21 protein-coding genes and 3 pseudogenes are annotated in these 24,390 nt (G+C 65.5%); 13 read left to right on the forward strand and 11 right to left on the reverse strand.

Going from position 1 to position 24,390, the window contains the following annotated elements:
* Nucleotides 1–152 precede the first annotated feature (152 nt).
* Both CKW46_RS20305 and CKW46_RS20310 read left to right on the forward strand, forming a co-directional pair.
* Nucleotides 153–806, forward strand: a pseudogene (locus CKW46_RS20305) (MFS transporter); the annotation flags it as partial.
* A 62-nt stretch (nucleotides 807–868) separates the two neighbouring features.
* Nucleotides 869–1,297 carry an MFS transporter gene (locus CKW46_RS20310; protein WP_252872307.1) on the forward strand — a complete coding sequence of 143 codons (429 nt, stop codon included), beginning with the start codon at nucleotides 869–871 and terminating at the stop codon, nucleotides 1,295–1,297.
* Nucleotides 1,298–1,321: 24 nt separating this feature from the next.
* Here CKW46_RS20310 and CKW46_RS20315 read toward each other — a convergent pair whose 3' ends face one another.
* Complete coding sequence (locus CKW46_RS20315) at nucleotides 1,322–2,236, reverse strand: class I SAM-dependent methyltransferase (RefSeq protein WP_238559398.1); 915 nt, start codon at nucleotides 2,234–2,236, stop codon at nucleotides 1,322–1,324.
* Here CKW46_RS20315 and CKW46_RS20320 point away from each other — a divergent pair, their 5' ends adjacent.
* Nucleotides 2,237–3,286: an amidohydrolase family protein gene (locus tag CKW46_RS20320; protein ID WP_482052319.1), complete on the forward strand. Its 1,050-nt coding sequence runs from the start codon at nucleotides 2,237–2,239 to the stop codon at nucleotides 3,284–3,286. It begins immediately after the preceding gene.
* Nucleotides 3,287–3,315: 29 nt separating this feature from the next.
* Here CKW46_RS20320 and CKW46_RS20325 read toward each other — a convergent pair whose 3' ends face one another.
* Nucleotides 3,316–3,609, reverse strand: a complete 294-nt coding sequence (locus CKW46_RS20325; RefSeq protein WP_012395157.1) for a putative quinol monooxygenase — start codon at nucleotides 3,607–3,609, stop codon at nucleotides 3,316–3,318.
* Nucleotides 3,610–3,742: 133 nt separating this feature from the next.
* Complete coding sequence (locus CKW46_RS20330) at nucleotides 3,743–4,291, reverse strand: hypothetical protein (RefSeq protein WP_482052320.1); 549 nt, start codon at nucleotides 4,289–4,291, stop codon at nucleotides 3,743–3,745.
* 161 nt (nucleotides 4,292–4,452) lie between these two features.
* Here CKW46_RS20330 and CKW46_RS20335 point away from each other — a divergent pair, with 161 nt between their 5' ends.
* The gene (locus CKW46_RS20335) at nucleotides 4,453–5,463 is read left to right on the forward strand and encodes a zinc-dependent alcohol dehydrogenase (RefSeq protein ID WP_036426471.1); all 1,011 of its coding nucleotides are present in this window, start codon (nucleotides 4,453–4,455) and stop codon (nucleotides 5,461–5,463) included.
* Nucleotides 5,464–5,514: 51 nt separating this feature from the next.
* On the opposite strand, the gene CKW46_RS20340 is transcribed toward CKW46_RS20335, so the two are convergent.
* A complete protein-coding gene (locus tag CKW46_RS20340; RefSeq protein ID WP_015356375.1) occupies nucleotides 5,515–5,943 on the reverse strand; it encodes a DUF6636 domain-containing protein in 429 nt (142 codons plus the stop codon).
* Between the two features lie 312 nt (nucleotides 5,944–6,255).
* Between CKW46_RS20340 and CKW46_RS20345 the strand changes: the two are divergent.
* Nucleotides 6,256–7,122 (forward strand): annotated as a pseudogene (locus CKW46_RS20345) (allophanate hydrolase-related protein); the annotation flags it as partial.
* Between the two features lie 22 nt (nucleotides 7,123–7,144).
* Here the strand turns inward: CKW46_RS20345 and CKW46_RS20350 are convergent.
* Together CKW46_RS20350 and CKW46_RS20355 are read right to left on the reverse strand one after the other, a co-directional pair.
* Nucleotides 7,145–7,780: a class I SAM-dependent methyltransferase gene (locus CKW46_RS20350; protein WP_020725830.1), complete on the reverse strand. Its 636-nt coding sequence runs from the start codon at nucleotides 7,778–7,780 to the stop codon at nucleotides 7,145–7,147.
* Nucleotides 7,777–8,709, reverse strand: coding sequence for an SAM-dependent methyltransferase (locus CKW46_RS20355; RefSeq protein ID WP_117435617.1), 933 nt, complete (start codon nucleotides 8,707–8,709; stop codon nucleotides 7,777–7,779). The genes CKW46_RS20350 and CKW46_RS20355 overlap by 4 nt, the downstream gene beginning before the upstream one ends.
* 113 nt (nucleotides 8,710–8,822) lie before the next feature.
* On the opposite strand from CKW46_RS20355, the gene CKW46_RS20360 reads away from it, so the two are divergent.
* On the forward strand, nucleotides 8,823–9,239 hold the full coding sequence (locus tag CKW46_RS20360; protein WP_011740684.1) for a DUF6632 domain-containing protein: 417 nt from the start codon (nucleotides 8,823–8,825) through the stop codon (nucleotides 9,237–9,239).
* A gap of 79 nt (nucleotides 9,240–9,318) precedes the next feature.
* Nucleotides 9,319–10,161, forward strand: coding sequence for a PhzF family phenazine biosynthesis protein (locus CKW46_RS20365; protein ID WP_015356380.1), 843 nt, complete (start codon nucleotides 9,319–9,321; stop codon nucleotides 10,159–10,161).
* A 232-nt stretch (nucleotides 10,162–10,393) separates the two neighbouring features.
* Here the strand turns inward: CKW46_RS20365 and CKW46_RS20370 are convergent, their stop codons facing one another.
* Both CKW46_RS20370 and CKW46_RS20375 read right to left on the reverse strand, forming a co-directional pair.
* Nucleotides 10,394–11,725, reverse strand: a complete 1,332-nt coding sequence (locus tag CKW46_RS20370; protein ID WP_482052321.1) for an RNA-dependent RNA polymerase family protein — start codon at nucleotides 11,723–11,725, stop codon at nucleotides 10,394–10,396.
* Nucleotides 11,718–12,761 (reverse strand): hypothetical protein, encoded by a 1,044-nt coding sequence (locus CKW46_RS20375; protein ID WP_240274696.1) that lies wholly within the window; start codon nucleotides 12,759–12,761, stop codon nucleotides 11,718–11,720. The genes CKW46_RS20370 and CKW46_RS20375 overlap by 8 nt, the downstream gene beginning before the upstream one ends.
* A gap of 199 nt (nucleotides 12,762–12,960) precedes the next feature.
* Between CKW46_RS20375 and CKW46_RS20380 the strand changes: the two are divergent.
* Nucleotides 12,961–14,163 (forward strand): annotated as a pseudogene (locus tag CKW46_RS20380) (ISAs1-like element IS2404/ISMul1 family transposase).
* Here the strand turns inward: CKW46_RS20380 and CKW46_RS20385 are convergent.
* Nucleotides 14,129–15,184: a hypothetical protein gene (locus CKW46_RS20385; RefSeq protein WP_482052322.1), complete on the reverse strand. Its 1,056-nt coding sequence runs from the start codon at nucleotides 15,182–15,184 to the stop codon at nucleotides 14,129–14,131. The pseudogene CKW46_RS20380 and the gene CKW46_RS20385 sit on opposite strands and share 35 nt — an antisense overlap.
* A gap of 257 nt (nucleotides 15,185–15,441) precedes the next feature.
* On the opposite strand from CKW46_RS20385, the gene CKW46_RS20390 reads away from it, so the two are divergent.
* The 4 genes from CKW46_RS20390 to CKW46_RS20405 all read left to right on the forward strand — a co-directional run bounded on the left by CKW46_RS20390 (nucleotide 15,442) and on the right by CKW46_RS20405 (nucleotide 19,302).
* Nucleotides 15,442–16,131: a ribonuclease T2 family protein gene (locus tag CKW46_RS20390; protein WP_499018158.1), complete on the forward strand. Its 690-nt coding sequence runs from the start codon at nucleotides 15,442–15,444 to the stop codon at nucleotides 16,129–16,131.
* 835 nt (nucleotides 16,132–16,966) lie between these two features.
* Complete coding sequence (locus CKW46_RS20395) at nucleotides 16,967–17,296, forward strand: hypothetical protein (RefSeq protein ID WP_499018159.1); 330 nt, start codon at nucleotides 16,967–16,969, stop codon at nucleotides 17,294–17,296.
* A gap of 53 nt (nucleotides 17,297–17,349) precedes the next feature.
* Nucleotides 17,350–18,069, forward strand: a complete 720-nt coding sequence (locus CKW46_RS20400; RefSeq protein WP_020786870.1) for a TVP38/TMEM64 family protein — start codon at nucleotides 17,350–17,352, stop codon at nucleotides 18,067–18,069.
* A 102-nt stretch (nucleotides 18,070–18,171) separates the two neighbouring features.
* Nucleotides 18,172–19,302 (forward strand): mechanosensitive ion channel family protein, encoded by a 1,131-nt coding sequence (locus CKW46_RS20405; RefSeq protein WP_482052323.1) that lies wholly within the window; start codon nucleotides 18,172–18,174, stop codon nucleotides 19,300–19,302.
* 100 nt (nucleotides 19,303–19,402) lie between these two features.
* Here CKW46_RS20405 and CKW46_RS20410 read toward each other — a convergent pair whose 3' ends face one another.
* A complete protein-coding gene (locus CKW46_RS20410) occupies nucleotides 19,403–22,354 on the reverse strand; it encodes a DUF4349 domain-containing protein (protein WP_482052324.1) in 2,952 nt (983 codons plus the stop codon).
* The gene (locus tag CKW46_RS20415) at nucleotides 22,326–22,985 is read right to left on the reverse strand and encodes a MerR family transcriptional regulator (RefSeq protein WP_015356386.1); all 660 of its coding nucleotides are present in this window, start codon (nucleotides 22,983–22,985) and stop codon (nucleotides 22,326–22,328) included. The genes CKW46_RS20410 and CKW46_RS20415 overlap by 29 nt, the downstream gene beginning before the upstream one ends.
* A 264-nt stretch (nucleotides 22,986–23,249) precedes the next feature.
* Here CKW46_RS20415 and CKW46_RS20420 point away from each other — a divergent pair, with 264 nt between their 5' ends.
* Entirely contained in the window at nucleotides 23,250–24,389 is a 1,140-nt protein-coding gene (locus tag CKW46_RS20420) for a BTAD domain-containing putative transcriptional regulator (protein ID WP_117438158.1), read from the forward strand.
* Nucleotide 24,390: the final 1 nt, after the last annotated feature.

The following is a 24,390-nucleotide window of genomic DNA, read 5'->3' on the forward strand; positions in this document are numbered from 1 at the left end:
CACGCCAACACGGCGGACCGTTTTGCCGTAGGATTCGCAGCTATGCGTCGACGCCACGGGCAGACCGAGGGGCAACGCCCGTGAAAGCATCGGCGCCATCGCGACGGATTGTCGCGGTGCTGCTGTGTGTGGTTCCGCTGAATCAGATTCCGATGGACGCCTACACCCCCGCGCTGCCACAGATGGAAACCAGTATTGGCACCACCGCTACTGCCCTGCAGTCCACGGTGACGGTGTTCATGATCGGCATGGCCTTGAGCTACCTTGCCGTGGGCATCATGGCAGATTCCTGGGGACGCAAGCCGGTGCTCATGGGCTGCGCGGCCGCGCTGACGGTGACCAGCCTCGCCTGCGCGGCGGCCAACAACGTTGCCATGTTGCTGGTGCTGCGGTTCCTGCAGGGCGGTGCGTGTAGTGTCTTCATTGTTATCGCAATCGCCATTGCCGCAGACTGTTTCGAAGGTGCACGCCTGAGATCGGTCAACGGCTTGCTGGGTGCTGCCTGGTCAGCGGCACCGATTCTGGCCCCGGCAGTGGGCGGGTTCATTGTCGAGTGCGCTTCGTGGCGCTACGTTTTCGTCTTGATAGCGGCGTTGAGCGTCGTGGTGGGATTGGCGGTCGCCTGGGCGCTACCGGAAACCCTGGATCAAGAGTCCCGGACCCGATTTGAACTCGGCCAGACGTGGCAGGTTCTGACCGCGACCGCGCGCAACCGCGTGTTCCTGGCGTTGGCAGCGATTTTCGGGTTATTGGCCGGTCCGCAGCTCTCATTCGGTGTGGCCGCACCGTTTTTGTATCAGGACGAGATGGGCTTGTCGCCCTCAGCCTATGGTCTGATCGCGCTGGTCGTCGGTGTTGCGGTGTTGCGGTGTTGCTCGGCAGCTTTTCGACCGGCATGCTGGCCACTCGCATGGCCTTTCGCCGATTGGCATTTGCCGACTGGACGCTCTACATGGTCGGGGCGGCGCTGCTATTGGGGTCGGCCCCCGTGGTTGGTGTCAATCCCTGGGCGATCACGCTGGCGGTATCGCTGGCGGTCGCGGGGTGCGGCGCGTTGGTCCCTCAGGCGCAGGCCGCAGCACTCGGGGCGTTCAGTCGCAACCTCGGTTTGGTCAGCGGACTGTTCGGCACCCTGACGTACCTGATCATCGCCGCGATCATGACCATCGTCGGAGTCAGTCCGGAACGCACCCAGGCTCCGCTGGGATGGCTCTATGTGCTTTGTGGCGCACTGGTATTCGCCGCACTCGCCTGGGTGACGCCACGAGTCCAGGGCGAAAAACCCACGCCGGGCTAGCTCACCCGCCGACGGCCCAGCGTGTTAGTCGCGGACGCATTCGATGACGATCGCGGGCGGATAGTTGAGGTAGTCATCCCAAAAGTCGCCCTCGTCTTCGCCCTGAGGTGCCGCCGCCAGTTCGGGCACGTGCACCACGAAATCGTGAAAGCCGGCCTGCCGCAGCGCGGCTTCATACGCCGCAATCGGCAGGTAGTAGTTTTCGATCACCAGCGGTGCGCCATCGACAAACGCCGTCAACTCGATGGGCGCGCCCTCGAACGCGGCATCGGCCAGCTTGATCTGGAATCCATACTTGCGGTAGTCGGGCACTCGTCCGAATGTGTAAAGGCCCGGGTTGGTGGTGAGGGTGACAAACCGGCCACCCGGCCGAACCCGGCAAGCCACCCCGCGACACATCCTGGCTAGCTCGTCGCGGTCTCGGGCGTACACCAGCAGATAGGCCGAGATCGCGAGGTCGAAATCCTGTTGTGCCACTTCCTGGCTGGCGTCGGCAACGAAATACTCGATACCTAGTGGCTCGTGTGCCTCCTGCTCGCGGGCCAGCCCGATCATTTTCTCGGAGATATCGAAACCCACAACGCGCGCGGCGCCGGCCCGCCGCATCACGCGGGTGTAGTCCCCGGCACCGCAGGCGATGTCAACCACCTTCTCGCCCGTGACGGCGCCAATGTGTTTCAGAAATGAGTAGGCCTCGATCCTGGTCCGCACCGGGATCGCCTTCGTCTTCTTGTACTGTTCAGCGATTTCGCCCTGGTTGTAGTCAGTGACCATCCTGTCCCCTCTTCCTGTCCTCTGTGTTCGTCCTCTTTCCTCACCCGGGTTGCTGTCCAGCCTATGTTCTGAGCTGGTCAGCGGTTGGAACCCAACGCTGACCGGTCGCCCCCATATTTCTGCGATTCCCGAGACCGACACCAGCGCAGCGGCGAAAGTGGTCACGTGACGGATCGCGCACCGACGGTGGTGGACGCCCACGTTCACCAATGGGACCCGTTTGCCACTCCCCGGGCAGTGTCCGGCGTTGCGAAGATCGTGCGCCGCGCGCCGGCGGTGCTTCCAGCGCTGCTGCGGCTTTTTCCACGCGCCTCGCGCGAGTTCATCGGTGACCCGCGCTACCTGCTGGATCGCTACCTACCGGTCGACTACCTCCAAGACAGCTCCCCCGTCGGCGTCGACGCCGTCGTGCACGTGGAAGCCGGGTGGCGGACCAAAGACCCACTGGGCAGCGTGGACGAGACGCAGTGGGTCAGCGCCCTGCCATTCGGCATTGCCGGAGCACCGGTCCTCGGCGCGATCGTGGTGCATGCCGACCCGTCGGCGCCACGTATCGCTGAACTGCTGGACGCACACCTGCAGGCGAGCGCGTTGGTGCGCGGGGTGCGCTGCATCGGCGCGCACAGCGACGACCGCGGCGTCATCAATTGGACGCCCAACGCCCATCTGTACTCGAGCGCGGATTTTCGGCGCGGCTTCACCGCGGTGGCCGAGCGCGGGCTCAGCTTTGACATGTGGGTCTACGGCCACCAATTACCCGACGCGATCACGCTCGCGCGGGAATATCCCGACACCACCTTCATCCTCGATCACTACGCCACTCCGGTGGGCGCATACGGTCCGTCCGGCAAACACACCGGCACTAGCTCCGCGGACCGCCGCGCCATCCTCGGGCGGTGGCGCGACGACATCTCATCGCTGGCCGAACTGCCCAACGTGGTCGCCAAGCACAGCGGCTTCGGGATGCCGGTGTTGGGCGCCGGAGCACGCAGCCACGACGAACTGCGCGAGGCGGCTGCGCCGCTGACCAGCCACTTGCAGGCGGCCTTCGGACCTCAACGCACCTTCTGGTCCTCGAACTTCCCCATCGACAAGCCCAACGTGGCTTTGCCCCAGACCATTTCGATCCTGCGCGAGGTGCTCGGTGACCAGTTCGACCAGGCTCGGATACTGCGCGACAACGCCAGCCGCGTGTACCGGCTGACCTCGAACTGACCTCAGCGAAGCGTCTTGCGTAAGACCCGTCAGATGTCGGTGGTGGTGTATCTGATCTTGACTGGAGGCGCGGCCAGCAACGGCGGCAGCTCTGTTATCCGTCCGGGGCCGGCACGAAAGCTGCGGTAGGCCTCATCGTGCTCGACGGTGTCCCAAAGCTCGTAGATCAGCCAGTGCGCTTCGTCGTCCTCGTCGACAAGCACGTCGGTGCCGAGGTTTCCGTCGAAGGCCCGGGTATCTTGCAGCGCTCGCCCCAGGACATCGCGTGCCGCACCCACAGCCTCGGGCTTGATTCTGAGTTCGAGTGTCACGGTGACTGGCATGGCGGTCTCCTTGTCAGATTTGGTCGTCGGATTTGGTCGAATCGTCTTGGCCAGCGGGCAGATTAGCAGTACCCCGCCACCGGCGTTACCAGGGCATTCCCCCGGTGAACCTACCGAGGTCAAGCCGAGTCTGTCACCACCGCCGCCGGGTCGCCAGCATCAGCATCATCCACAACGCGGCCAGAAACCCCACCGCGACGACGGCAAACGTCACCCATCCGAGCAGCATCGCGGCAGGTCCCGGTGATCTGGTGATCGCCAGCGGGATGCACGCGGTTGGTGGGTGAACGCGGCCCACGGGCGCCGCCACGACCACCACCGCGGCGGTGGTCGACGCGAGCAGCCCGGACATGGAGGTGAGCATGCCGATCAACGTGATGGGGACCGTGATCGCCAACCCGGTGGCATAGCAGCTGGCGATGACGTGCGGTCTGCGCCGGTAACGGTTCGGTGAGTGCAGGACGATAGCGGTTGTGCTCGCCATCGCCGAGATCGCGAAAGGTTGGCCCAGGCGCAGCAACAATAGTGCGCTGGGAAGCAGCACCAGCGCACCCGCAACCATCCGTTCGGCCACCGCGATGGCCGGTCTTCTCGGGTTCGTGGCGCCGGTGCGGGCAGCGCCGGTACTGCCGGCGCTGCCATCAACGTCCTGCCAATACGGCCACCATCGAACTCGAGCCATCCTGGCTATCCTCTCTCGCGGATTGACTCCTTGCAGCGTTCGGGAGCAGGCTCGGTGGCAGCCTGGACCGTCGCCACGTGGGCGTAGCCGCCGGGGCGGCCCCAAACGGTCGCTCACCCGGGCCGACAAATCCAGAATCCGTTGACGACGGGAGCACGCGCATGAGGTCCGCTGTGGTGACGACCCCGGGCCACACCGACGTCATCGAGGCACCCGACCCGCAGGTCGGGCCCAAAGACGTGTTGGTCAAGATCCGCGCCTGCGGAATCTGCGGCACCGATTCGTTCTACATCTCGATCGGTGGCCTACCGCCCCATCGAGGCCGGATGCCGCTCGGGCACGAACCCGCCGGCGAGGTGGTCGCGGTCGGCTCGCGGGTATCTGGCCTAGCCGTCGGTGACCACGTCGTCATCAATCCGATGGCCGCCCCCAACGGCATCATCGGCAACAGCGGAGCCAGTGGCGCGCTGGCGGACTATCTCCTCATCGAGGAGGCGGTGCGCGGGGTAAGCCTGGAGGTCATTCCCGAGCACATACCGTTCGAAGTGGCCGCGCTCAACGAGCCGATGGCGGTGGCCCGCCATGCTGTAAACCAATGCAAGCCAAAGCCTTCTGACAAGATCCTGATCTACGGTGCCGGCCCAATCGGTCTGGGCGCGGTGCTGGCGTTCAAGTCGGTCGGCGCCGCGCACGTCGCGGTCGCTGATCTCATCCCGTCCCGCCTGGACAAGGCGCTCCAAGTGGGTGCCGACGCGGTCATCAATTCCGCCGAGGAAGATCTCACCCAACGGCTCATCGATCTGCACGGTCCTGGGCAGGCACTGTTCCCCGGCAAGGCGGGCACCGACATCTACCTGGACGCCGCCGGCGCGCCCGCGGCCGTCAACAGCGCGCTGACCAACGCGAAAAAGGGGGCCACCATCGGCATCGTGGCCGTCCACAAGAAGCCGGTCGAGGTCGATCTGGTCACCGTGATGAGCCACGAGATCACCCTGGTGGGATCGATCGGCTACCCCACCGAAATCTTCGACGTCACCAAAGACATCGTCGCCGATTGGCAGAGATATGCATTGATCGTCGACCGCACCATCGCATTCGACAACGTGCAGGATGCCCTTGCCGCCGCCACCGCACCGGGAACGGCCGACAAGATCGTTGTGACTTTCCCCTAGACCGCCACCCGTTGCGCCGACCCCTGACTGCTATCCTTCGTGGGCAGCCGATCAGGACAGCTGATAGCCGTCGCGTGAGATCGAGAAACCTCCGCCGTCGCCGATATCGCGGCAGGTCACCCCCGACGTCTCACTTTCACACTGCAGCGATCCCTTGGTGATCTTGTCGCCGTAGGCCAGCGCCGGCCCGCCGCCCAGCGCGGTGTCACCGGCACAGACGAATCGAGCGGGCTGACCGGCGGTGAGCACGATGCCCTGCCCATAATTCATCATCGACTCGCAGTCGGCGGGCTTCGGCGGCGGCGACCAGGTGCGGTCACGGACATCGCAGCGCACCGACGAAGAGTCGATCATGCAGCCGATGTTGCCGCTGGGCGACGTGAAGCCGACGATGTCGGCGTGAGCCGTTGCCGGGGCGAGCACGCCGGCCGCGAACGCACCGACAACTGTAACGAGCAGGCGTTTCGGGTGGTGAGTCATTGCTTGGACCCTACTCGTCGGTTGTCGCTGCAAGGCGGGCAAAATGCATCCGTTGCCGGCCGGGACATCCGGCCAACGCCTGCCCCACCCGATACGGCCACCAACCTCGCAGCACAAGCGATTCACCTCGCGACGACATCGCTGCGCAATGGCCAACTCGCCAAGACGTCCAAACATTCAGTTGTTCAACAGGTTTAGCGGATCGACCGGTGATTGATGAGCCCGCGCGCACCGGGCTCGGGGTCTCGGATCGCACGGGTAACCGCAAGGCCACGCCCGCGGGCCGCCGTCTCGGGGGATTGTCTCGGGGGATTATTGTGCGGGTCCCGCCTGCTCTATGACGGCGCAATCGTGGCCGAACGCTACGCGGCCGTCGGAGAATTCCTCGACACCAACCCGTCCGGCGCCGATCCGACGGTGGCCGCCATCATCACCGCGGCGCGCTCCACCACCGGGGCCGCCTTCGCCGCGGACCTACACGCGCTCGCCTATGCGCGCGGTGCTGCGGCCGAACTTCTGGGCCGCTTCGACGCACTGTTGCTACCCACCACCACCGAGCACCCGAGTTTGGCCGCCGTTGCGGCCGATCCGGCCGGGATCAATCGGCGGATGGGTAACTTCACCAACTTCTGCAACTTGCTGGACTTGGCCGCGATCGCCATCCCCGCCGCACCACTGCCGGACGCGAGGCCGTTCGGTGTCATGCTCATCGCCGCGGCCTTCGGCGACCAGGTCGCCATCGACATTGCGGCCCGCCTCAGCGGGGTCAGCACCCCGTTGCTGGTCAATCATGGGGTTGAGCTGGCCGTCTTCGGGGCTCATCTGCGCGGACAGCCACTGCACCCCCAACTACAAGAGCTGGGCGCCCGCTATTGCGGGCCGATCACCACCAGCGACGCCTACCGCCTGACCGTCCTGGACACCACGCCCGCCAAACCCGCGCTCGTGCGCACCGATCCCGGCGCCGGCGCCGGCATCCGCGGCGAGCTCTACCGAATCTCGGAAGCCGGCCTGGGGCGCTTCCTGGCCGCGCTACCACCACCCATGGCGCTGACCGCGATCGAACTCGAAAACGGCAGCGAGGTGGTCGGTTTCACGGCCACCCAGGACGCAACCAGCGACGCGACCGACATCACCGCCTACCGCGGCTGGCTGGCCTATCTGGCCGCGCAACGCTAGAACCGTCGCGACCGAAACGCGGTCAGCTCTTGGTGCCGACGGTGATCAGATCAGGCACCAGCCGCGTCCAGACCGGCCGACGGACGCGGTGCTGATCGCTGATCGTGAACCCCGCGCCTTCGAACAGTGCCCGCATCTCGGCCGGCGACGGGCTGTGCTGGGGTTTCCATTTGCTGGCCGCTGGGAGCTGCAGCAGGGGCTGGCGCGCGCTCAGGGACGAGACGGCCACCAGGCCGCCGGGGGCCAAGACTCGATGAAACTCCCGCAGCGCCGCCGGCTGATCGAAGAAATGAAATGCGGTGGTGGTAACCACGGCATCGAGTGCGCCGTCATCGAACGGCAGTTGCTCCGCCGGGCCGCGCAGCCACCGCACCCGATCGGATTTGGCCCGGGCCTGGTCGAGCATCCCGTGCGACATGTCTACACCGTAGATTTCGTCAGGGTGCAGTTCGCGCTCGATCCGAGCACTGAGAATGCCAGTGCCGCAAGCAATATCAGCAATCCTGCGAGATTTGTGGGCGCGCAGCTGGGCGAGAACCTCGTCATGGGGCGGGCGATATACCCATTGCTGCAGGATTGCCAAGTCGTAGGCCGGGGCCAACAAACTCCAGATCCCCGTGACGGCGTCGTTGAAGCCCCGGCGCGGCACCGTCGTCATGCGGTCAGGACCGAACTGTAGTAGATCGTGTCTGCCATGGTCACCGAGTCATTGTTATGCGGGATCGGCGCGGCACCGTTGTCGGCCAACAGCTGACTCATCTGGGTGCCGACCGACTGCCAGCCCAGGTTTTGCAGATACAACTCCACATCCGCTCGGTCACCCTCATAGCCGAGATCACCGAACTCCAGCTCAAACCCGTGCTCACGCCATCTGGCGGTGGCCTTGCGCATCAGTTCCCGCGCCTTTTCGGCGTCTTGCTGCGGCCTGTTCGGGATCGCCTCGCAGGCCAGCCGGCTGCCCGTGGCACTGAGCGCGGTGATGTTGTCCAGCAGTCGGTCCTGAGCTTCCGGAGGGAGATAGCCGAAGAGGCCCTCGGCAATCCACGCGGTAGGGCGACCGGCGTCAAAACCCGCTTCCGTCAAGGCCTTCGGCCAGTCTTGACGCAGATCCACGGCCACCGTGCGCAAGTCGGCTCGCGGTACTGCGCCCAGCCCCGCCAACGTGGTGGTCTTGAACGCGATCACCTCCGGCTGGTCTATCTCGAAAACCGTCATCCCGGCCGGCCAATCCAATCGGTAGGCGCGCGCGTCCAGGCCCGACGCCAGGATCACCGCCTGACGGACGCCGGCGCGGGTCGCATCCTGAAAGAACGCGTCGAAGAAGCGAGTCCGCACGGCCATCGCATCTGGCATCTGCGCTAGCTGCCAACCAGACTCCGTATCGTCGACGTCGGCTACCACCAGATCGCCGGTGACCCAGCGCGTGAAGAAGTCCACGCCGACTGCACGAACCAGCGGTTCGGCGAACCTGTCCGCAATCAAGGGGTCGTCGGCATTGGTGGCGATCGCCCGCGCCGCCGCCACCATCGTGGCCGTCGCCCCCACACTGGTGGCCAAGTCCCAGCTGTCGTTGTCTGTGCGTGGCATGCGCCCTCCGATATCGAAGCCGAAAATACTTAGTCAGTATAACCACTATCCCGGTGCGCGCTGAACCGGCGTAAAATTGATGTCTCAATGGCAGTAACCGAAAGCGTCGCGCGATGCCGAACCTCGACACGAACACCCAGAATCGGACCAACTTGTTACGGGCGGCGCTCATCGCCGTCGGCTTGATCTTCACCTTCGCCGTCTACCCCCTCACCATCATCTGGCCATCCGGCTGGAGTTGGGGTCACGGGTCATCGCATTACCTGACGATGATCATCGGCATCTACACCACACTTGGAGTCTTCCTTCTGATCGCGGCACGAGATCCGCTGGCCCACCGCAGCCTGATCTGGTTCACGGTGGTATCGAGCGTCGTTCACGCCGCGATCATGGCCGCGCAGGCGATCGGCGACCCACACGAGCGCGGCCACCTGGCCGGTGATGTGCCCGCTCTGGTGATCGTCGCCGTTGTCCTGGGTCTGTTGATGCGGGGCGCCGAAACCCCGCGACGAGTCCAGACACCCGGGTAGGCCCATCTAGGGCCCGCTCGGGCCAACTACGATCGGCGGCGAATCCTTGCCAGCCAGATATCCGAAAGGCCCAACGCCGGTGGCCCGTTCATATGATTTTGCTCAGGTCGACGTGTTCTCTGCGACGCCATATATGGGTAACCCGGTCGCGGTCGTTCTCGACGCGGCCGGGCTGGACGACGAAACGATGCAGCGCGTCGCCCGCTGGACGAACCTCTCGGAGACGACTTTCGTGCTGCCGCCCGAAGACCCGAACGCCCACTACAAGTTGCGGATCTTTACTCCTGGTGGGGAGCTTGCTTTCGCCGGTCACCCCACCCTCGGCTCGGCGCATGCCTGGCTCGAGCACCGCGAAAGCCCAGGCTGTGCGGATCACATCGTGCAGGAGTGTGGCGCAGGCCTGGTGCAACTGCGTCGCCATCACGGCATGCTGTCGTTCGCCGCCCCACCCATGCGACGCACGGGCGATCTGGACGAGGCCTATCTGACGCAGATCGTCGCCGCATTCGGCATTGCTCGCGACCAGGTGCTGGCCCACCAATGGGTTGACAACGGTCCCGGATGGGCGGTCGTGCAACTGGCCACCGCCCAAGAGGTGCTCGACCTTGAACCTGACTTCTCACAGATGTCCGCTGCCATGGTGGGGGCGATCGGCGCCTACCCGTCGGGTTCCGAACACGCGTTTGAGTTGCGCACCTTCGCTCCCGGGGTCGGGGTCGCCGAAGATCCGGTGTGCGGCAGCATGAACGCCGGCGTCGCCCAGTGGCTGACCAGCACGGGCACCGCGCCGCTGAGCTACACAGTCTCCCAAGGGGCGCGTCTGGCCAGAGCCGGAGAAATATCGATAACCACCGATCCAGACGGTGTCGTTTGGGTCAGCGGGGCGACGAGCACCTGCTTCAAAGGCACCGCCCTGTTCTAGCAACGCCACACCGCTACCCGTCGTAGCCCGTCGAAGAGGGGCTCGCACCGACCGTGGACCAGGTCATCGGGTCCGGCCCCTGGCCGACGCGCAACCCGGCAGCGCGCAAGAGAGGACGCGGGAAAAAACGGAAAAAGTGAGGGATCGAAAGCCGTAGCCTCTGTGGTCCCTCAAAAAAGCCGCATGAAAGCGGGGTCCGCGCCCTCCCCATGATCGAACCGCATGCCGGCAATCACCGCAAGTTGCGCACCTGCACGAGCGAAACCAGGCCCATCTGGTGCCGCAGCGTCCTGGGCGGAAGCAGCCGAAAGCCGTGCACACCCGGCCGGCCCGTGGCGACCTGGACGATCTTGCGCGCGATGCGGAAATCCACGTCATTGAGCACTCCCCGATCCGTTGTCGTCTCGAGCAGTGCCGATAGGCCGGAAACCGCAAAGGGATTCGTGACATCGAGCATCACGTTGGTGGCCTCGACGAGCTGGCGCGCCCGTTCCTCGGCCGGCATTCCCGACAGGGCCGATCCGGTCGCGTCCAGGCGCGTCGTGATCCGACCGACGAGGCGACGCAGCCGATGAGGCGCCAGCGCCATCGTCCCGGCATGGGTGACGGACATCCCGAGACAGTCGATCCGGTTGCGGCCGCGGTAGGCCGGATCGGAGGCGCACGGTTGGCCGGTCGCGCTCAGGGTGGTGCGAAGCTCTTTGGCGAGCTTGCGTTTGACGCCCAACTCGTCAAGCAACGCATCGATTCGCGCATCCGCCTCGTGCAGCGCCGCGAGGTCAGGATGAGCGATGAGGAAGTCATCGTTGTACCGCGCGTAAAAGATGCCTTCGATACCGACGATCGCCCGGTCCATGGGTATGACCGCCAGATTGCCCAGCACCGGAACAAGCGGTGTTCCCATCGCGACGCCGTAGCGCCGGGTGAACTGGGCCCCGCTCTCATCGCGCACGATGGGGCGGGCCAGCGCGGTGATGAGGTCCCAGGTGTGAACCCCGATGCGGCCCTTCGAACTACCGAGGGTCGCGATCTCGCGCAGCGTTGGCCACAGCGCCGCGTCCGGACCGACCGGCAGATTGTCGCCGTAGTGTTCGAAGTCTGACTGCAAGACATACAGCGGCGGGCCTTTGTCGCCCACCCGGTGGCGGTGAGCTCGCACATAGCCGGCAAGAGCACGCACCGCCGCAACATTCGTCAGGCCAGGCAGATAGGAGTAGACGCCGGGCAGGCCGTAGCAGCGCGCATTATGCGAAAGCAGCTGAAACAGAGCCGAACCCACGACGTGATCGCTGAACGCGGGCGTGTGGGCGGCGCGGACTTTCCCTTTGGTCTCGAGCATCCAGAGGTCGACCGGCTGCGGTCGGTATCGGCCGCTGCCGACACCGCGGGCTATCGCCCGCGACAGCGTGCGCCGCTGGCTTGCGGTGCCAAAGTAGGTGACGCCGCCGGCCGCCTCACCGAAGGCCAACCCGCGCCGGCGCTTCTTGGAGAAGATCTGCAGAATAGCGTCTTCGTAGGTCTTCGGATCCGCCAGTCGTCGCTCGATGTCAACGGGTTCAACCATGGCGGCCCAGCCCCGTCTCCATGGTGCCCCAGCTGAACCGCCAGGCCTTCATGGTTTGCAGCCAGCGCCTGAACACCGCGGGTTCGGGGTCGGGAGGCAGCAGCATGAGCCGACGCAGCCTGCCATCGTGATACAGCGGCGTGAGCAGGCGATCAGCCAAGGGAACCACGATGGAGCCGCCCTCGAGGCTCGCTATTGCCGCGGGCAACGCCGCGGTCAACACACCGTGGTCGAGATTGCGCATGTCTCGTGCCCCCGCGAACGTGTCGAGGTCGAAAACGATGCCGTCCGGAAAGAGCACATGAAACTCGGCGCACAGCGTTTCAACATCACCCGACTGCGATGTCACATCGTCCATTGGCAGGATCCATTTTTCGGCGATCAGACGGTCGAGGGCAGCCGCTCCGGTAGTCATCGGCATGCCCAACGAGTTGCCGCGGTTGGCAGCGCCCCCGGTGATCGCCTGGAGCGCCAGGTGGGGCTGCTGTGCGGTATCGCCGTTCGCGGTTCGCTGGTAGTAGACAAGAATCGTTGCCGACCGAAACGCGAAATGCCCTTTACCGCTGAATGTTTGCCGCATCAGCGCCACCGCGGCCGATCTCTGCTTGGCCGCGATCGAGTCCGGGATGGTGATGCTGCCGACCAGGACTGGCCCCTGCTCACGGGCGAGCGCACGCATCCAGTCCCCCAGCATCAGCAGCGTGGGCGGCGCAGGTGGGCGGCGGTCTCGATAATGCTGCAGGTCGATCAGCACGACGAGTTGGGCGATCAGCGCGGCGGTGATCTGAATCAGGTCAGAGGCGGGGTTGCGGTCCATCCATACCAGCCACAACAAGCCGGCCAGCAACACGATGGTCAAGAGGTGGGTGCCGAAGCGGCCTTCGGCGAACAGCCGGATCTGGTACATCCCGATCAAACTGCGCACGACAAAAAGCGGAAGCAACGCAAACAGGAAGCTCAGCGGAATGTCGTGCAGGACATAGGTCCCGAGCACGGCGGCAAGCGACCAGAAGAACAGGGCGATGAGCGGCGTCATCATCAGGAGCCGGTGGAAGAAGAAGAGCCGACATTCCCTGAGCGCCGGGATACTGCCAGGGCTCCGGCGTTGTTGATTAGCAGGCTTGTGAGCTGTGTTGATGATCTTTGGTGCCGCGCTATTGGGGCCGGAGTGTAGGCACGGGCTATCTGGAGAACGATCGAGTTGGTTACTGTTCGTCGTTGGTCTGGAGTTGCCCGTGCCTACCGTTTCAGTATTGCCTGTGTCGTCGGTTCCAGAGGTGTTCGACCGCTGGAGTCCTGGTGAGCGCAGTGAGCTCATCGGATCGGAGTTTCTCGATGTGTTGGCCTCGGTGCCAGACCCGAGGGACCCACGCGGTCGGAGGTATTCGCTGATGGCTTTGTTGGCGATCGCGGTTCTGGCCACTGCCGCGGGGATGCGCGGCTATGCTGGTTTTGCCACATGGGCGGCCACCGCTCCCGATGATGTGTTGGCCTAATTAGGGGTCCGGTTCCGGCGGCCCAGTGAGAAGACCTTCCGCGCTGTTTTGTCTCGGCTAGACCCCGCCGACCTCAACGCCAGGATGGGCAGTTACTTCACTGCACACGTGGCCAGCAGCGACCCCAGTGGATTGGTGCCGATCGCGTTGGACGGCAAGATGCTGCGTGGTGCTTTACGCGCCAAAGCGACAGCCACGCATCTCGTGTCGGTGTTCGCCCACCGTGCCCGATTGGTGCTCGGTCAACTCGCTGTCGCCGAGAAAAGCAATGAAATTCCCTGCGTACGTGCCCTGCTCACGCTGCTGCCGGGTAGCTTGCGGTGGCTGGTCACCGTGGATGCGATGCATACCCAGGTCGTCACCGCGAAGTTGATCTGCGCCACCTTGAAGTCGCACTACCTGATGATCGTCAAGTCCAACCAAGCCAAAATACTTGCGCGTATCACCGCGCTGCCCTGGGCCGAGGTGCCCGCAGCCGCTACCGACGACTCCCGCGGCCACGGCCGTGTCGAGACCCGCACCCTGCAAATCATCACCGCTGCACGAGGAATCGGCTTCCCCTACGCAAAACAAATCATCCGGATCACTCGTGAACGCTTGATCACCGCCACCGACCAGCGCAGCGTGGAGGTGGTCTATGCCATCTGCAGCCTGCCGTTCGAGCACGCCCGCCCTACCGCGATCATGACCTGGATGCGTCAACACTGGGGAATCGAGAACAGCCTGCACTGGATACGCGACGTCACCTTCGACGAAGACCGTCAAAGGGCACATACCGGAAACGGCGCACAGGTCCTAGCAACGCTACGCAACACCGCGATCAATCTGCACCGCCTCAACGGCGCCGACAACATCGCCGAAGCCTGCCGGATCACCGCTTTGACCGCCAACCGCCGCCTAGACCTCCTCAATCCACAATTCCCCAGCTCACAAGCCTGCTAATCAACAACGCCGGAGCCCTGGGGATACTGCGCAGTCGGACGAAGTCGAAATAGAAAAGCCCCGCGCCCTCGAAGGCGCCGCAAAACAACGGCAGCACCAAATAGAAGAACTGGAACACATCGACGTGCCGCCGCGCCGCTACACCGGCGGTGAGATCAAACGATCGCGTGCTTGTCCCATACACGCCGACAATGGCAAGCACGATGATCGCGTCCATGCGCAACACAAGTCCCGACAGCGTTGTCTGCAGACCAAGCCAGGGCGGGATCTTGGGCAGCAGCCGCCAGAATGCGTACCAGGGTGCCCCCAGCTTCGGCCACAGCCCGGTCAGCCGATAGACCTCGAGGGTGAAGTGCACGGTGCCCCAAATGCCGATGGCGTTGGACGCGACGATCGCAATGATGATCGCGGCGGTGGGATACCAGTAGAGGCCGGCGGTGAGGATTCCCAGCTGGACGAAGGTGGGAGCGAGCATCAGCCATCTGGGCCGGTAGATGCGCCGGGTGGCATAGATCCCGGAATGGATCACTCGGACCGGAAAGCCGAGCGCCAGTTCCAGGACCACCAGAAGTGCATAGAGGTGCGCAATCGAGTCGTCGCCGGATGGGCGCAACAACGTCAGTGCAGCACCGGCACCGATCATCAAGACCACGGCGACAATCACCGAAAGTACCAACCAAGAGCCAATTTCGCGTTCGGCCGCGTCCCGGTCCCCGGCCCGGAAGAAACCCCTCAGCCGCTCTCGCATGACTTCGAGCAGCCCCCACCAGCCGCCACCGGCGATCAGGCTGCCGATTCGCAGCACCATGACGGTAAACACGGCCAGCCCGCCGAGGCTGGAGAGCAGCAGCAGGAATTCGATGACGTGAACGGCGAATCGGCTGGTGTCGAGCAGGAACGCGGACCGCAGCCGGTAACGGAAGTAGGCGAAGATCCGGCCGGTGAGCAGGCTCGTGTAGAGAGAAACCAAGCGGCCTTCCCGGCGCGCTCTGCGCTGGAACCAGCGATCGATCTCGTTCACGAGACGCGTTTCCGGCGCCGCAAGCTCGTCGGCTGCGGCAAACACATGTGATCTTTGGCGGGCGATCCACCAACGTTGACACACGGACGTGAAAAGCTGTACTGCGTTACTGGTTTGGGCGAGTGCGGGAATCTCCCGCTCAACACCGCTGAGAAGAGTGGACCATGCAACTGCGGCGAGGCGACAAGGCTGTACTTTCGATATCGGCCGGTCTCGCGGCGATTGTCGTCGCGGCTGTCGCCTTCGGCCTGCTCGTGGTGGACCGCTCGCCGCCACCCTCCAAACAACCCGGCAACAGCAGCTCGAGCCTGCTCGTGATGACCTGGGGCCCCAGCCTGTGCCGGGTCGAGCGCAACAACTCCGGATGCAGATCCGGTCACGTCGAGAAGTTGGGGCGGACATTGATCCTGCACGGGCTCTGGCCCCAACCCCCAACCGAACAGTTCTGCGACGTGCCAACAGCGGACGAAGGTCGGGCTCGTGACCATCTACGCGATACCGACATCGCGTCGCTGGATCTGCCGCAGGACGTGCAATCGAAGTTGCAGTCGATGATGTCGGACATCAAGGCCATGGTGCCGCACGAGTGGTATGCGCATGGCAGCTGTTCCGGCGTCACACCGGCGGTCTACTTCAGCGATGCCGTGACACTCGCCGACCAGCTCGGCAGGATCCTCGATCCGGTGTTCGAGAAGGCGCAGGGCCGGCAACTGTCGCTCGGCACGATACGCGAGCGCATCGCTGCCGAACTGGGCGACGGGGCGGGCGAGCGCGTCAGTCTCACCTGCCGGGATGTCGACAAGAAAGAGATCGTCGTCTACGAGGTGCAACTGTCGCTTCCTCCCGTCGCCGAACTTGGCGCCACCCAGAGCACCCTGTCACTGCAAGACTTGCTCTTCAAAGGCCCAACGATATCCGCCCAATGCCGGCGTGGACGTGTGCCGTGAGGATTTGCTCAAGTTTTGCAAACTCCACCGCTGCATAAACCCAACGCCGTCGGTGGCGGTCGTTTCGCGGGTACCATCCCACCTCGCATCTGCACCCCGGTCAACCGCATACGGACTTCGATCCCGTGTCACCGGCCCGGGCATCAACCCGACCCGGCAAGCTGGTGACCGGCCGGTGAATGCCCGGCCCGAGCGCCGCGATGAACCTGAATCCGAAACCAGCGGGCCATCATCCATGCGATAGATACGCCCACGGAAATGGATGCGCGCCGGCCGGACGACGAATCCGTCCTACCTACAGCACGTCGACTTGCCGGTCGGGCCCCGACGGATCGACTGCCGCACCGCAACCAGGGAACATCACACCGATACCCTCCCGGGGTAGGGTCTTATCCTTCGGCGCCCGAGCTGATTAGCATTCCCGCTGTGGGTACGCCGGGCATCAGACATTTTGCCCGCCCAATCGCTGGACCGTGGTTTGGCGACCGGCCGGGCACCAGCTCATGCACCAATCCGAAATTCAAGAAGTAGGAGAAAGCATGCATATTGCGCTAGTACGAGCGGCGGCGGTCGCGGTGCTCCTGTCCCCCGGCTTCCTCGCCGTCGGCTGCGGTTCGGACTCGACGAAGTCCGGACCAACCACGCCGACCCAGTCGACGGCCAGCGGGGCATCTTCGACAACCACGGCCCAGGCCAGCGGCGGTGAATGCCCCGCGGCGACCGCGGTCAACGTCAGCTCGACAAACGGCGGCTACCCGGATGGGATCAATTGGTCCACCGTCTACGCGGCGGCAGATCGCCCGCTGGCCGGCCTGGGGGTGACGGCAGGGCCATCGTGGTGTACATCGGCACCACCAAGCGTCCGCTGGCGGATCTCAAGGATCGCAAGATTGAACTGGCGGCCGATGAGGCGTTCCTCAAGCTGGAGTTCACCAACGGCGCGCAGAATGCCGGGGAAGGCGACTATACGACCTCCAGCGACCGCAAAGACCCCAACACGTTCGATCTCTCGATCCGGGTGACCGGACGGACGACGGTGCAGATGTCGCAGGCAAAGGGCAAGGCCCAGCTGGTCACCGACGGTAACCGGGTCTGCGGCAACTTCGACATCGCGGACAAGTGGACGTCGGCGTCTGGCACCTTCGCAGCCGAGGTGGCAACCTAGCCCCACCAGCCGGTTCATCGGCGTGCGCGTGGTGCGGCAGGATGGATATCACCATGACCGACACCGCGACCGATCCTGCGCCCCCAACTGCCAGCCGGGGGCGTCACCTGGTGCGGCTCGCGCTGTTCGCCGGTTTCCTGCTCGGGATGTTCTATCTGGTTGCCGTGGCCCGTGTCATCGACATCGCGGGGATCCGTAGCGCGATCACGGCGGCGGGCCCCCTGGCGCCGCTGGCGTATGTCGTGATGTCGACCGTCCTCGGCGCGATGTTCGTCCCGGGTCCGATCCTGGCGGCCGGCAGCGGCGTGCTGTTCGGCCCGGTACTGGGCACATTCGTGACCCTGGGCGCGACGGTGGGTACCGCGGTGGTCGCCAGCCTGCTCGGCCGGCGCGCGGGCCGGGACAGCGCCCGTGTCCTGCTGGGCACCGACCGCGCCAATCGTCTCGATGCACGGATCGAACGTCAGGGGCTGTGGGCGGTGGTTGGCCAGCGCTTCATCCCCGGCATCTCGGACGCACTGGCCTCCTACACCTTCGGGGCCTTTGGGGTACCGCTGTGGCAGATGATCGTCGGGTCGCTCATCGGATCTGCGCCGCGCGCGTTCGTCTACACCGCGCTGGGTGCCACCATCATGAACCTGTCGTCCTGGCTGGCGTACGCGGCCATCACCGTCTGGTGCGTGACCGCGATCGTCGGGGCAGTCACCGCGCGGCGCGAGTACCGCAAGTGGCGTGAGCGCGCGAGCGACCCGGCGCCGGCCGAGTCGGCCTAGGTTCATCCGCGTCGACGATGACACCATCGGGTGACGGCTGGGCGGCGCTGCCGTACGGTCGCCAGCGACCCGTGAATCTTGTTTGGAAGGTGAGCGCACGCGATGCCGGAGCAGTCTCAGGTCCCATCCGCGGCTAGTGTCGCCGTGAGTCTGGCGTGGGTGGGCGGTGCGCTGGTCGGCGCTTACCTGCTCGGCGTGCTGTTGTCGTGGATATTGAAACGCATCGGCCGGCGCAGCGAACTGCTGGGCGATATCGCGCCGCTTACCCGCAAGCCGCTTCGGGTCACATTGATGGTGATTGCCGCGATTGTCGCGGTACACGGTTCCGTGCACGGTGCCGTGGCCTCACACGGCTGGGTTGACCACACCCTGGTGCTGCTGTTGATCGCCGCCATCACCTGGCTGGTGGCCAGCCTGGTGCTCGTCGCGGAGCGGCGCGCGATCAATCAGTTCGGTGGCGGTGACGCGACGATGACCGATGCCGATCTGCACCGCAGACGGATCCGGACCCAGGTGACGACGCTGCGCAGGCTGGCGGTGGCCGCCGTGGTGCTGTTGGGTCTGGCGGCGGCCCTGATGACCTTCCCCGCCTTCGCCGCGCTCGGCACCGCCCTGTTGGCCTCCGCGGGCGTGCTGTCGGTGGTGGCCGGTCTTGCCGCGCAGACCTCGCTCGGTGCGGTCTTCGCCGGTATCCAGATAGCGTTCTCCGACGCCATCCGCGTCGGCGATGTCGTTGTGCTCGAGGATAAATGGGGCCGCATCGAGGAGACCACGCTGACCTATGTGGTGGTAAACCTCTGGGACCAGCGACGGCTGGTCTTGCCCACCACTTACTTCACCACGACACCATTTGAGAACTGGACGCGCAATGCCACCGAACTGCTGGGCACCGTCGAACTCGACGTCGACTTCGCGGTTGGGCTGCAGGCGATGCGCGCCGAACTACAGCGCCAGCTGGCCGGCAGCGAACTTTGGGACCAGCGCGTTGGCGCGTTGCAGGTGACCGACGCCGTCGGCGGCCACGTGCGGGTGCGGATACTGGTCAGTGCGCCCAATGCCGGCGCCCTGTGGGACCTGCGCTGCGCGGTCCGCGAAGGCATGGTCGACTGGTTGCAGCGCAACCAACCCGCAGCCCTACCGCGCTGGCGCGTTGCGCATTCCGACACCCGTTGCGCCGGACAGCCCGCATGCCGCGATGCCGGAAACGGCGCAAATGAGCAGGACCCTGGCTAGTCGACTGCGCGATCGGGTGTTCCGTGGTCGCGTGTGTGGCCCGGACACCGGCCCCTTGTGCCGCGACATCGGAGGCCAAGCTGGCACCGACGAGTTGGCGCTACGACTCCGTCTCCAAGTCTGCGTCGGTGCCGTGGCCGACTCCGGAGGCACGCGAAAAGATCTTGCGGCGCAACACCCAAACGACCGCCAGCACCAGCACGCCTAGTACCGGGATCCACGGCAGCAGAAATCCAATAGTCAACACCAGGCCATCGACAGTCGCGATCAATGACTGCCATCCGCGTTCGAGGGCTCCGAGGAAACCACCGGGCGCCACCGTCGGTTTGGACGAGAGAGTGACATTGATTGTTGCACAGGAGATTTCGTCACCGAGTGTGGTGCGCTGGGCACGCAGCGAGTCCAGCTCGGCCTGACGCTCGGTCAGCGACGACTCCGCGGCGAGTAGGTCGGCAACACTGCCGGCCCGGCCCATCAGCTCGCGCAGGCGATTCACCGATGTTTGCAGAGCCTCGATGCGGGCGTCGAGGTCGACGCGTTGGGACGTGACGTCGGTGTGGCCGATCGACATCGATTCCACTTCACCGAGATTCTTCGCGTCGGCCAGAACGCCGTCGAGCTTGTCGGCGGGGATGCGCACGACGAGGCTGACCGTGGGCGAGGAGGCCCCGGAGCGTTCCGAGCGCGAGTCGCCCCTGCCGCCGGCGTCGGAGACCGCGGCGGCGAGCTGGTCGGCGGCTTGGGCGGGCGCTGCGACGACCATCTGCAGCGATCCGTTGGTGATGATGTCCCGTTTGTAGGTTCCGTCCGCCGGGGTCCTTGGTGGCGGCGGCGCTTCCGGCAACGCGACCGTGTTCTCGGTGCCGCCGAGGCTGCCCTTGGTCTCCGGAATCCCGATTGAATCCGCGATTTCGGGAGGCTTGCCGCCCACTATGCCGGTGCTTTGATCACGCGTCGCGGTGGACAAGCCGTCACCGCTAAGCGACCAGATCCAGCCGGTGCCAACCAGCAGCGCACTGACCAGCGCCACCGCAACTACGTTGCGTAGCTTGACCGTTCGCGCTTTCGATCGCTTGGCTTCCGAGTCGCCGCGGGCGGATCCTTCCGCCCGCCGGGTCGATACCGCATTCTGCGACGCGCCCCTGACTCGCGGCGGGTCGTGGTGGGCCGGCACCGCGACGGGCTGGATCACCCGGTGGTGCAGGGCGCCCTCGGCTACCACGCGGCCGTCCCGAAGTTCACTGGCGACATAGGCGGTGAACCTGCACAAGACACCGAAGCGCAGCGACGTGTCGACGATCCGCGTCGCCACGTCGTCTCGGGTATCCGCTGGCGCCGCGGCGTAGCCGTCCTCGAGGTCGCGCAGGTGGGCCCGCGCCCATTGCGCCGTCACGGCTGGGACCGCGCAGCGCTCCGCGGCCACGGTGATCGACCAGTCCGCGCCCGCCTCGGTGGCGCCGCGCACGGTCAGCGAACCGGGCGCACTCCCCCGATACCGTCCGGACACCACCAGCGGCACCCCGGGCAACAGGTCGGGCAACCGAGCCGGGCTCATGGTGTCCTCGATAGCCGTGAACCCCGCGGCACGTACTTCCAGCCCGGTCGCCAGCGGCGTCCGGGCGCAGCGCTGGATGACGCCGGGCAGGGCCTCGTCGAGGCGGTCCTCGTTGTCCACCAGCACGCAGCGTCCCCCACCGACACCGGCCAGGCGGCGCAGGAATCCGGCGTTGACAGCCTCATCGACACCGATCGTGTGCAGCCGTACCCGCCCCAGATCGCCGGACAGCTCTTGCAGTAGCTGGTCCTCGTTGCCGACCTGCCCGTCGGAGATCAGGATGAGCACCGCATCATCGGTGTCGGCCACCTGCTCCCGGCCCAACAGGGCCAGCGCCCGCCGCAACGGCGCGAGCATTTCGGTGTCGCCGCGCGCTTCGACGCGAGCGAGGTGCTCGACCGCGCGATAGCGATGCCGGTCACTGGCCTCGGTCAACCCCGCGGGCAGACCGACCGGATACTCGATGCCGTCATCGAAGGTCAGCACCGCGAACCGGTCGTCGCTGGTGAGCGCGTCCACGATGCGGGATGCGGCGCGGCGGGCGGCGGTCATCTTCCACCCGGCCATGCTGCGGGAGCGGTCCAGCACCAGCACCAGGTGCCGTGGGCGCGGTGTTGCGGCACCGGCCGGCGGCAGCACCGTCAGCTGGTAGGTGCCCTCGTCGCCCTCGGCATCGGGAACCAGCACCAGCGAGCTGGCGAGTTCCTGGGCGTCGCAGTCCAGCCGCAAGACGAAATCCCGGTTGGCCGGTGCACCGGGTGTCACCTGTATGCGCCCGTCGGCACCGGTCACCGCGGGCATGTTTGATCGCACCTGCGACAGGTTGAAACCGGCGGGGTCGATCCCGACGTCGATGGTCACCGGAACCGAGTGCGCAAATCCTGCCACCAGCATCGGCGGGGTGATCCGAGATGCGTCGGGGACCGCGTCAGTGTCGTCGGCGTAGCCGTCGCCGACAGCAATATCAGCCAGCGGTTCACCCGGGATGTAGCGGGGTGCGACCACCAATGGGAAGCGGAATGTCGCCTCACCATCCTCGTAGGTCAGCGGGTTGATGATGGTGAGCGCGACGGTGACCCGTTGACCGGGCACGATATTGCCGACCCGGATGGTGAACACGTCCGGCCGGTCCTCCTCGAGGATCCGGGCCGATCGTCCCGATGCGATGGCCTCGTCATACGCGCGGCGAGCAGCCTCACGCTCGCGCAACTCGGCTTCAACATCGCGCCCGTCGACGCTCACCCGCATGCGGGTGACCGCCGCACGATCTGGCAGCGGGAACACATAGCTGGCTTCCAGGGCTACGTCGAAAGCGTTGACGAAGTCTTGCCTCAGCTCGACTCGGCTGGTGAGTCCGGTGATATCGACCCCAACATCGACGCGTTCGAGTGGCAGGCTGCCCCGGTCGGTGCTCAGCGCGCCCGGGCCAGGCTGGCCGTCGGCGGCGACGGGGCCGGTCGTATCGGCCTCAGTCGTCGGCGTGATGCGCACGGTCATGATGGGCTCCGTTCATCTCATCCTGGGATAGCAGGCCCGACAGCAAGCCGCGGTCGGCCAACAGTTGCAGCAATGGCCGGGCGGCCGCACGGATCGCGTGCAGGTCGTCGTCACAGGGGCGGCCTTGGCCCTCGGCGGGCAGCAACAGCGTCACCCCGCCAGGCAGGCTTACCGCCGCAAGCGACGTGACAGTGTCAGCACCGCCACCGTCGGTCGCCGGTTCGACGGTGACCGGCCGATCGGCCCAGAAGCGGCTGCGGCGGCTCGGGTGGACCTCGGCCGATGCCCGCGCCTCGGCCGTGACCAGTTCGTCGGGAACGGCGGCCACCCTGCTCAACGTTTCGTTGGTCGCTCCGGCCAGCTCGGCTTGAATGTCGGCCAACGAACGGCCCTCAGCCTGGCGACGTTTGACCGCAATGACCTGCAGCAGGTGCCGCGGGCCATACAACGCGGTGCGCCCCTGCATGACCGGCCGGTCGACGAGCCCGGTAGTCGTGTACCACCGCACCGAGCGTCGATCGGGAAGCTGGCGAACCCGGCCGTTGGGCGCTCCCGGGTAGGCGGGATCGGCCAGCCCGGCGGCAACCCGTCGCACCAGCTCGTCCAGCGTCCACGACGCCCGCTCGGCCATCCGTCGATACTGACACTGTCACTATTACACTGTCAACGTTTGGGTGTCTCCGACCTTGAAGCACTGCGACGACGGCCCACTCGATCCGGGCGGATCCGGACGGATCTTCGGGCCTGGCCAGTCGGCGCCCACCGGCCCAGGCGGAACGGCTCACGAGCACGATTCGGTAATCCCACCGCCAACGGCTCGCGTCTCACCCAGAATAGGGAGTCGTGAACGGTGCTGCTCCCCTAGGCGGGCGACAGGGTTGATGGCGGAAAGATCGTGTTGAGTTTCGGTGCCCTCGGGCCATTGGAGATGACGATCGATGGCGTAGCCGTGCCGTTGGGCACCCCCAAGCAACGGGCGGTGCTGGCCGCGTTGCTGATCAATCGCAACCGCCCCGTCGCAATCGATGCGTTGATCGAGGCGGCGTGGGAACAGGGGGCTCCGGCGGGGGCACGAGAAACGCTGTACGCGTATGTGTCAAAGCTGCGTCGCCTGATGGCCGGCGCCGGCATCGAGACCCGGGAACTGCTGGCAAACATGCCGCCGGGATATCGACTCACGGTTGCCGACGGCGACTACGACCTCGGCCGTTTCGTGACCGAAAAGAACGCCGGGGTACGGGCCGCCGCGGCTTCGGGCTTTGAACAGGCTAGCGACCACTTCTCGGCCGCGCTTGCCCAGTGGCGCGGTCCCGTGCTCGACGACCTACGCGACTTCACCTTCGTCGACGCCTTCGCCACCGGACTGGCCGAGGAAAAACTGGTCACACAAATCGCTCGCGCGGAAGTTGAAATTAGTTGCGGCCGCGCCCAGTCGGTAATTGGCGAGCTGGAAGGACTCACCACCGACCACCCCTACCGGGAACCGCTTTGGGTGCAGCTGATCACCGCTTACTATCTGGCCGAACGCCAATCCGATGCGCTGGATGCCTATCGTCGACTGCGGGACAGGCTGGCAGACGACCTCGGTGTCGACCCCGCTCCTACGGTGCGCGCGCTATATGGACGAATCCTGCGTCAGCGGCCACTCGACGTCTGCAAGACCGCCCAGTCGAACGCCGATGAAACCATCAGCACCCTGTCGGTCCACATGCCGGCCATTCCGGACGCCACCCACGGCCCCTCGCTACGCGACGCGAACGAACGTCGGTATCCGTTGGTCGCGACCACCACCCGGATCGGGCGCAGCCCGGACAATGACATCGTTCTTTCCGGTGGCAAGGTCAGCCGTCACCACGCCGCGATCGTTGACACCGGGTCCAGCTTCGTCATCGTGGATTTGCGGTCACTGAACGGCGTTTCCGTTTCTGGTCGGCGTGTTCATACCAGCACCGCGCTAACCGAAGGTGACCGGATTCGTATTGCCGAACACCAGTTGATGTTCGAAACCGCCTCCGGAGCCGACAGGGTGTCCTAGG

The organism is Mycobacterium liflandii, assembly GCF_022354805.1.
Lineage (GTDB): Bacteria > Actinomycetota > Actinomycetes > Mycobacteriales > Mycobacteriaceae > Mycobacterium > Mycobacterium marinum.

Excerpts from the sequence above, each read along its gene's own strand:
- CKW46_RS20375 (WP_240274696.1), bottom strand. The coding sequence starts at position 12,761 with ATGACGCCGCTCATCGCCCTGTTCTTCTGGTCGCTTGCCGCCGTGCTC.
- CKW46_RS20330 (WP_482052320.1), bottom strand. The coding sequence starts at position 4,291 with ATGGCTCGAGTTCGATGGTGGCCGTATTGGCAGGACGTTGATGGCAGC.
- CKW46_RS20340 (WP_015356375.1), bottom strand. The coding sequence starts at position 5,943 with ATGACTCACCACCCGAAACGCCTGCTCGTTACAGTTGTCGGTGCGTTC.
- CKW46_RS20335 (WP_036426471.1), top strand. The coding sequence starts at position 4,453 with ATGAGGTCCGCTGTGGTGACGACCCCGGGCCACACCGACGTCATCGAG.
- CKW46_RS20325 (WP_012395157.1), bottom strand. The coding sequence starts at position 3,609 with ATGCCAGTCACCGTGACACTCGAACTCAGAATCAAGCCCGAGGCTGTG.
- CKW46_RS20415 (WP_015356386.1), bottom strand. The coding sequence starts at position 22,985 with ATGGCCGAGCGGGCGTCGTGGACGCTGGACGAGCTGGTGCGACGGGTT.
- CKW46_RS20400 (WP_020786870.1), top strand. The coding sequence starts at position 17,350 with ATGACCGACACCGCGACCGATCCTGCGCCCCCAACTGCCAGCCGGGGG.
- CKW46_RS20405 (WP_482052323.1), top strand. The coding sequence starts at position 18,172 with ATGCCGGAGCAGTCTCAGGTCCCATCCGCGGCTAGTGTCGCCGTGAGT.
- CKW46_RS20355 (WP_117435617.1), bottom strand. The coding sequence starts at position 8,709 with ATGCCACGCACAGACAACGACAGCTGGGACTTGGCCACCAGTGTGGGG.
- CKW46_RS20410 (WP_482052324.1), bottom strand. The coding sequence starts at position 22,354 with ATGACCGTGCGCATCACGCCGACGACTGAGGCCGATACGACCGGCCCC.
- CKW46_RS20370 (WP_482052321.1), bottom strand. The coding sequence starts at position 11,725 with ATGGTTGAACCCGTTGACATCGAGCGACGACTGGCGGATCCGAAGACC.
- CKW46_RS20360 (WP_011740684.1), top strand. The coding sequence starts at position 8,823 with ATGCCGAACCTCGACACGAACACCCAGAATCGGACCAACTTGTTACGG.
- CKW46_RS20350 (WP_020725830.1), bottom strand. The coding sequence starts at position 7,780 with ATGACGACGGTGCCGCGCCGGGGCTTCAACGACGCCGTCACGGGGATC.